This is a genomic window from Tardiphaga sp. (assembly GCF_028290495.1).
Classification (GTDB): domain Bacteria; phylum Pseudomonadota; class Alphaproteobacteria; order Rhizobiales; family Xanthobacteraceae; genus Tardiphaga.
The window spans coordinates 21,502-28,070 of the sequence record NZ_JAQGJT010000108.1 but is presented as its reverse complement, the minus strand read 5'-3'; the positions used below and the strand labels follow the sequence as shown (position 1 = coordinate 28,070).

Genomic DNA, 6,569 nt, shown 5'->3' with positions numbered 1-6,569 from the left:
CTCCATCAGCGCCACGCCGGAGCGGTTGAGGTCGACGTAGGACATCGTCGGGCTCTGGTCGTGCAGCAGCTTGCCGGCGTCCTGCTCCAGATGCAGCCGCTCGATGCCGACCGTGATGCTGTCGCCGTCCGCCAGTTCAACGACGACCTCGCCCTCGCCGACGATCGGCGACTTGTACTGGCTGATCTGGTAGCCTTGCGGCAGATCCGGGTAGAAGTAATTCTTGCGGTCAAAGGTCGAGCGCCGGTTGATCTGCGCCTTCAGTCCGAGACCGGTGCGCACCGCCTGGCTGATGCAGGCCTCGTTGATCACCGGCAGCATGCCCGGCATCGCCGCGTCCACCAGCGAGACATGGCTGTTCGGCGCCCCGCCGAATGCCGTGGAAGCGCCGGAGAACAGCTTGGCGTTGGAGGTGACCTGGGCATGGACTTCCAGCCCGATCACGATTTCCCAGTCGCCAGTGGCGCCCTTGATGAGTTTCGATGGTTTGACAGGTGCGTTCATGGGCGCACTTTTACTCCGATGGCCAGCCTGAGAAAACCCCCTGCCGCGCTTTCAATGCGCGACAGGCAAGCACCCGAAGGCGGCGTCTAGATGCCCCTGATGAAGGCCTGGTAGATCGGGCTGAGCCGCAGGGTGTCGCGGCCGGCAGCGATGACGTCATCGACCTGCTGCGGCGGCAGCTGGAAACGGGTCGGTACGGCTTCCAGCGCCGCGGCGCGGTCAGGCTCGAGCTGGTCGAAACCGAGACGGCCGATGAAGAAGTTGAGGTCCTTGCAATTCCAGCCCGGCCGCACGCCGTAGCGGGCGCGCTCGGCGCCCGACAGGCCGCAACGCCATTTGATCATCGCCGCCTGCCAGTCCTTCATGGTGCGGTCGAAGGCGGAGTAGCTGGCCCCGACGCTGGCATCCATCGTGGTGTCCACCGCGGCCTTCAGCATATCGACGCCGCTCGGCCCTTCCACGGTATTGACCCAGTTGCCGGTGATGCCGGCCTTGGCATCGACCACCAGAAACATCGCGCGGCGCAGCTTGACCGCCTGCGCCGGCGTCAGCGGCGCGTAGGGATTGTCCGAGGATTCCCGCATGACGGTGAAGCCGGAGATGCCGTAATTATCGACCAGCCCGCCGTCCATCAGCTTGATGTAGGGCACCGCGCCGTCGCGATAGCGCAAGATGGCCTTGGCGTAACTGCCCAGCAGCGGCGACGCATTGCGGTTGGCCGCGGCCTTGGCGATCCAGGGTGGCAGCGGATCGCGACAGGTGCCCGGGAAGGCCTGCACCACCGCCGGCGAAAAGGCGATCGGCACCGCGGCGGAAGCCGCCACCGCGCTCGACAACGGGTATTTGGTGAGATCGCTGCAAATAGCGGAAAACGCCGTGGCGTCGAACACGAACGGCACGTGATTGTAGATGTCGGAGGCGTTGATCCAGACTTTCGGCGAGCCAACGCGGCGGAATTCACCGAAGGTCACGTTATGGAACAGATGGGCGTCGAGCCACTTGGTGAACGCCTTGGAATCGTTGATGCCGCCCGAAAACGCCCGCCCGATGGTGTTGATCGACAATTCTGTCTGCAGCCCCTCTTCAGCATTCTGCAGCAGGAAGCGCTCGCGGAAGTCGGCCAGCGCGTCGCGCTTCTTCAAGCCGAAATAGGCAGCGGTCACTGAACCGCCGGACACGCCGGAAATGAAATCGATGCGATCCACCATCTTGTCCGATGCGCGCGGCATCGGGGTGTTGTCCATCTCCTGCAGCACGCCGAAAGAAAACGCCGCGGCGCGGGTGCCGCCGCCGGAGAACGCAAGCCCGATCAGCAGATCATCGCTCGCCGCAGCATCCTCAATCGCAGGCCTGGCATTTTCGGCGGCGCCGACAGCGTCGAGCGGCACGTTGATCGGAACGTTGTAGACCGACGCACACCCCAGCAACAAAGCGGCGCTGGTGACGACGACACCGAGTGAACCCAACCTGCTCATCAAAATTCCGCTCACGCGCCCTTAGTCGTCGAATGTCCGCTGACTTACCGGATGGGCAAAGCCAGTGACGACCGTGCGTTTCGGAAAGCGCTCAACATATCTTAGGGAAAATCGTTGCCATTCGATGCAAATGGTTTCGAAGGACGCATATGCGTCCGGATCATGGTTATTGAAAGACTAAAGCGCGCGAAGCGGTTTAGTCGGCTGCACGCCTGGCGCGGCATCAAATACCAGCGTGAACCAGGTGCCCTGCCCGCGGATGCTTTCGACGTTGAACTTCATGTTCTTCGCATTTTCCTTCAGCGTCTGCAGAACCAGCGCGCCCAGCTTGCGCGGCGATGGCCATTCCTGGTTCTCGCCAAGACCGATGCCGTCATCCGACACCATCACCGTGACGCGGCCGCTTTCGAGCTTGCAGATCAACTTGATCTGGCCGCCGGCGCGGCCGGCAAAGGCGTATTTCAACGCGTTGGTCAGCATCTCGTTGACCAGGAGGCCTGCGGGCATCGCGATGTTGATCGACATCGGGCAGTAGCCGCCCTGCACGTCGATCTCGATCCCTTCAGGCGCATTGGCCGCCATCACGGCCGTTGCGATGTCGGCGAGATACTGGCCGAGATCGATATCGGCCGCAGCGTCTTCCGCAGACAGCATGCGGTACAACACGGTCAGCGCGTCGATCCGGCTGGCGAGCCGGGCGAGCGCCACGGCTTCGCCCTCCGCCGCCGAACGCGCCTCGAGCCGCACCAACGCGGTGATCAACTGCAGATTATTCTTCACACGGTGCTGCAGCTCGCGCATCAGCATGTCGCGGTCGCGGATCTGGTTCTCGAACTGCTCGATCTGCGCGCGCTCGCGGCCGCCGACATCGACCAAAGCGGCGATGCGGAAATTCTCGACACCGCCGTCGCTTTCGATCACCGAGGCATAGGCCTGCACGATCACCAGCCGGTCCACCGGTCCGGCCGGGCGGAACACGCCGATGAAATCTCCGCCGTCGCGGATCGCTGCGCCGAGCGTCTGGTTGGGGACGTCTTCATTGAGCAAGCCGTCGAGGCAGGTCCATGGCTGGCCCTCGACGTCGGCTGGCGCCATCGCCATCAGCGTTTCAAACGCCTTGTTGATGTAGACCACGCGCTGCTCGCCATCGGAACCGCGCGACACCGCCAGCGCCACCGGAACATGGTCGAGCAGATGCTTGTAGCGATCGTTCTCGATCGCCAGCGCAAGCTTCGACGAGCCCAGAATTTGATCGACCTGTTGGGAGGACGGCAGTCCCTCGTCGGCGCTCATACGCGTACCATGCTCATGCACAAAGCATGACCAAGGGGTGCGAAGAACGCAATGTCAAGGCAGCACCAGTCGCGTCCGGATCAAGCCCACCATTTCGGCGGCGTGAACCGGCCCGACGCCTGCTCGATGGTCTCGGCCAGCGAGAACAGGGTTTCCTCGTCAAACGGCCGGCCGATCAATTGCAGCCCGAGCGGCAGGCCCTGCGCGTCCTTGCCGGCGGGAACCGCAATGCCGGGCAGCCCGGCCATGTTCACCGTCACCGTGAAGATGTCGTTGAGGTACATCTCGATCGGATCGGCGCCGCCCTTCTCGCCGATCCCGAACGCCGCCGACGGCGTCGCCGGGGTCAGGATGGCGTGCACGCCGCTGGCGAAGCAGTTTTCGAAATCCTGCTTGATCAGCGTGCGGACCTTTTGCGCGCGCAGGTAATAGGCGTCGTAATAGCCGGCCGAGAGAACGTAAGTTCCAATCATGATGCGCCGGCGGACTTCAGCGCCAAAACCTTCGGCGCGGGTATTCTCGTACATATCGCCAAGCGTACGTCCGGGCACGCGCAGGCCGTAGCGGACGCCGTCATAGCGCGCGAGGTTCGACGAGGCTTCGGCCGGCGCCACGATGTACTAGGCTGGGAGATCGTACTTCGTGTGCGGCAGCGATACGTCGACCAGTTCCGCGCCGGCCGCCTTGAGTTGCGCCGCGCCGTCCATCCAGAGCTTTTCGATTTCCGACGGCATCCCGTCGAGACGGTATTCGCGGGGAATGCCGATCTTCATGCCCTTCACCGAGCGGCCGACAGCCGCCTCGTAGTCAGGCACGGCGCGGTCCACCGAGGTGGAGTCCTTGGGATCGTAACCGGCCATCGAACGCATCAGGATCGCGGTGTCGCGCACCGTGCGCGCGATCGGCCCGGCCTGGTCGAGCGACGAGGCAAAGGCAACGACGCCCCATCGTGAGCAGCGACCATAGGTCGGCTTCAGGCCGACAATACCGGCGAAGGCTGCCGGCTGGCGGATCGAGCCGCCGGTGTCGGTCGCGGTTGCGCCGAGGCACAGACCGGCTGCCACGGCGGAAGCCGAGCCGCCCGACGAACCGCCGGGCACGAGCTTGGCGTCGGAGCCGTCGCGGCGCCACGGATTGACCACCGGGCCGAACGCCGATGTCTCGTTCGCCGAGCCCATCGCGAACTCGTCATTGTTCAGCTTGCCGAGCATCACCGCGCCGTCGCGCCACAGCTGCGAGGTCACGGTGGATTCATACGGCGGAACGAAGTTGCCGAGGATTTTCGAGCACGCGGTGGTGCGGACATCCTTGGTCGCGAACAGGTCCTTGATGCCCAGGGGAATGCCGGCCAACGGCCCGGCTTCGCCCTTGGCGATCGTGGCGTCGGCGGCAGCGGCCATCGCGCGGGCATGGACCGGCGTTTCCAGCACATAGGCGTTCAGCACGCGCGCGTTCTCGACCGCCACAATATGCGCATCGGTCAGTTCGACCGACGTGAAGGATTTTTTCGCGAGACCGTCACGGGCCTCCGCGAGTGTCAACGACGTCAGGTTTGTCATCTATTTATTGACCGGGCTGCAGAAGAACGGAGAGAGCGTCTTGTCGTTTTCCGGCGCGTCGCGGCGGAGTTTTTCGGAGGCCTTGTCGGCAGCCTCTAGCTGGTCGAGCACGGCGTCCATCGCCTTGTCGACGTCGACTATCTTGCCCTGTTTTTCTAGGGCGTCGAGGTAGTCCATATAAAGCTGATAGGACTTTTCATCGTCGCAAAGCATGCACATCGGATGATCCCGCCTCGATTATTCGACGACCTTCGGCACCAGGAAAAAGTGGTCCTCGGACTCCGGCGCATTCGCCGTCACCTTGTCGACGATCTCGCCGTCATTGACCACATCGGCGCGCCTTCGCATCTCCATCGGCATCACCGAGGTCATCGGCTCGACGCCGTCGACATTCACTTCCTGCAACTGCTCGACAAACGCCAGCATCGCGTTGAGCTCGCCCTGCAGATGGGGAACCTCGGCGTCAGTGACCGCAATGCGCGCAAGCTGCGCGATACGGCGAACGGTGGCGGCATCGACGGACATATATGAGCCTCGGGCGGAATTTCAGCCCGCCGTATAGCAGACGGAGCTTTCGCGCCGCAACCGCGCCCCACGGGCTCAGCCGGCAAGCTGCCCCATCCGCGCGAGCGCGGCAGCTGCCAGCACCCGGGTCAGATCCGCAGCGGGCACCTCGGTACCCAGACGCACCGCCTGCCCGGCCCATAAATTGCTGAATTCGGTGCGCCCGAGCTTCTCCGCGGCGGCCTTGAGTGGACCAAGGGCGGTGGCTGCATGCGGAAACGCCGGCGCATCCGCCGAAACCGGCCCGACCTCGCGCATCACCCGGTTGATGACGCCGCGCGCCGGCCGCCCGGTCATGACATTGGTGATGACGGTACCGTCGTCAGCCGATTCGGCCAGCGCCGCGCGGTGCGCCGCGCCGATCGTGGTCTCCGGGGAACGCAGAAAAGCCGTGCCTATCTGGACGCCGGCCGCGCCCAGCGCGAACGCCGCCGCGATGGCACGGCCATCGGCAATGCCGCCCGCGGCGATCACCGGCAGCTTCACGGCATCGACCACTTGCGGCAGCAGCGCGAACAGGCCGGGCTGCGTGGTGATGTCCTGCGTCAGGAACATGCCGCGGTGGCCGCCCGCTTCCGCGCCTTGCGCGATGATGACATCGGCGCCGTTCGCCTCCAGCCAGATCGCTTCGCGAACGATGGTGGCCGACCCCAGCACAATGCAGCCGGCCGCCTTGATCCGGGCCAGCAGCGCCGGCGCCGGCAGGCCGAAATGGAAGCTGACCACTTCCGGCTTCAGTTCCTCCACCAGCGCGCACATCGCCTCGTCAAACGGCGCACGATTGGCGGCGTTGACCGGGGCTGCGGGATCGAGACCGTATTCGCCGTAATAGGCCGACAGGCGCTGCTTCCAGCCGGCCTCGCGCTTCGCATCGGCATCCACCGCGGTGTGGCAGAAGAAGTTCAGATTGACCGGCGCCGAAACCCGCTGCCGGAAAATCCCGACCTGTTCGCGGGCCTTTTCAGCCGAGATCATCGCACAAGGCAGCGAGCCCAGCCCGCCGCCTTGCGCCACGGCGATCGCCAGCGCGGTGTCATGCGCGCCAGCCATCGGCGCCTGCACGATGGGAAACTCGAGATTCAACAGATCGATCAGCCTGCGGTTGGGCCACATGGGTGTACTCGTTCAATGATGTCGGGATCGGCGCGCGCATCGTTGCGGGGCGCGCAGGTAC

The 6,569-nt window shown here is 64.5% G+C and carries 5 protein-coding genes and 2 pseudogenes; all 7 read right to left on the bottom strand.

The window, feature by feature from the left end; genetic code table 11:
• Positions 1 to 504: pseudogene (gene gatB / locus JWQ24_RS16815) on the bottom strand (Asp-tRNA(Asn)/Glu-tRNA(Gln) amidotransferase GatCAB subunit B); the annotation flags it as partial.
• An 86-nt stretch (positions 505 to 590) separates the two neighbouring features.
• The gene (locus tag JWQ24_RS16810) at positions 591 to 1,979 is read right to left on the bottom strand and encodes a patatin-like phospholipase family protein (protein WP_299810290.1); all 1,389 of its coding nucleotides are present in this window, start codon (positions 1,977 to 1,979) and stop codon (positions 591 to 593) included.
• 177 nt (positions 1,980 to 2,156) lie between these two features.
• Complete coding sequence (locus JWQ24_RS16805) at positions 2,157 to 3,272, bottom strand: histidine kinase dimerization/phosphoacceptor domain -containing protein (protein WP_299810287.1); 1,116 nt, start codon at positions 3,270 to 3,272, stop codon at positions 2,157 to 2,159.
• An 80-nt stretch (positions 3,273 to 3,352) separates the two neighbouring features.
• Positions 3,353 to 4,831 (bottom strand): annotated as a pseudogene (gene gatA / locus JWQ24_RS16800) (Asp-tRNA(Asn)/Glu-tRNA(Gln) amidotransferase subunit GatA).
• Positions 4,832 to 5,050 (bottom strand): hypothetical protein, encoded by a 219-nt coding sequence (locus tag JWQ24_RS16795; RefSeq protein WP_299810284.1) that lies wholly within the window; start codon positions 5,048 to 5,050, stop codon positions 4,832 to 4,834.
• A gap of 18 nt (positions 5,051 to 5,068) precedes the next feature.
• Complete coding sequence (gatC, locus tag JWQ24_RS16790; RefSeq protein ID WP_299810281.1) at positions 5,069 to 5,356, bottom strand: Asp-tRNA(Asn)/Glu-tRNA(Gln) amidotransferase subunit GatC; 288 nt, start codon at positions 5,354 to 5,356, stop codon at positions 5,069 to 5,071.
• Positions 5,357 to 5,431: 75 nt separating this feature from the next.
• Positions 5,432 to 6,508: a nitronate monooxygenase family protein gene (locus tag JWQ24_RS16785; protein WP_299810278.1), complete on the bottom strand. Its 1,077-nt coding sequence runs from the start codon at positions 6,506 to 6,508 to the stop codon at positions 5,432 to 5,434.
• Positions 6,509 to 6,569: the final 61 nt, after the last annotated feature.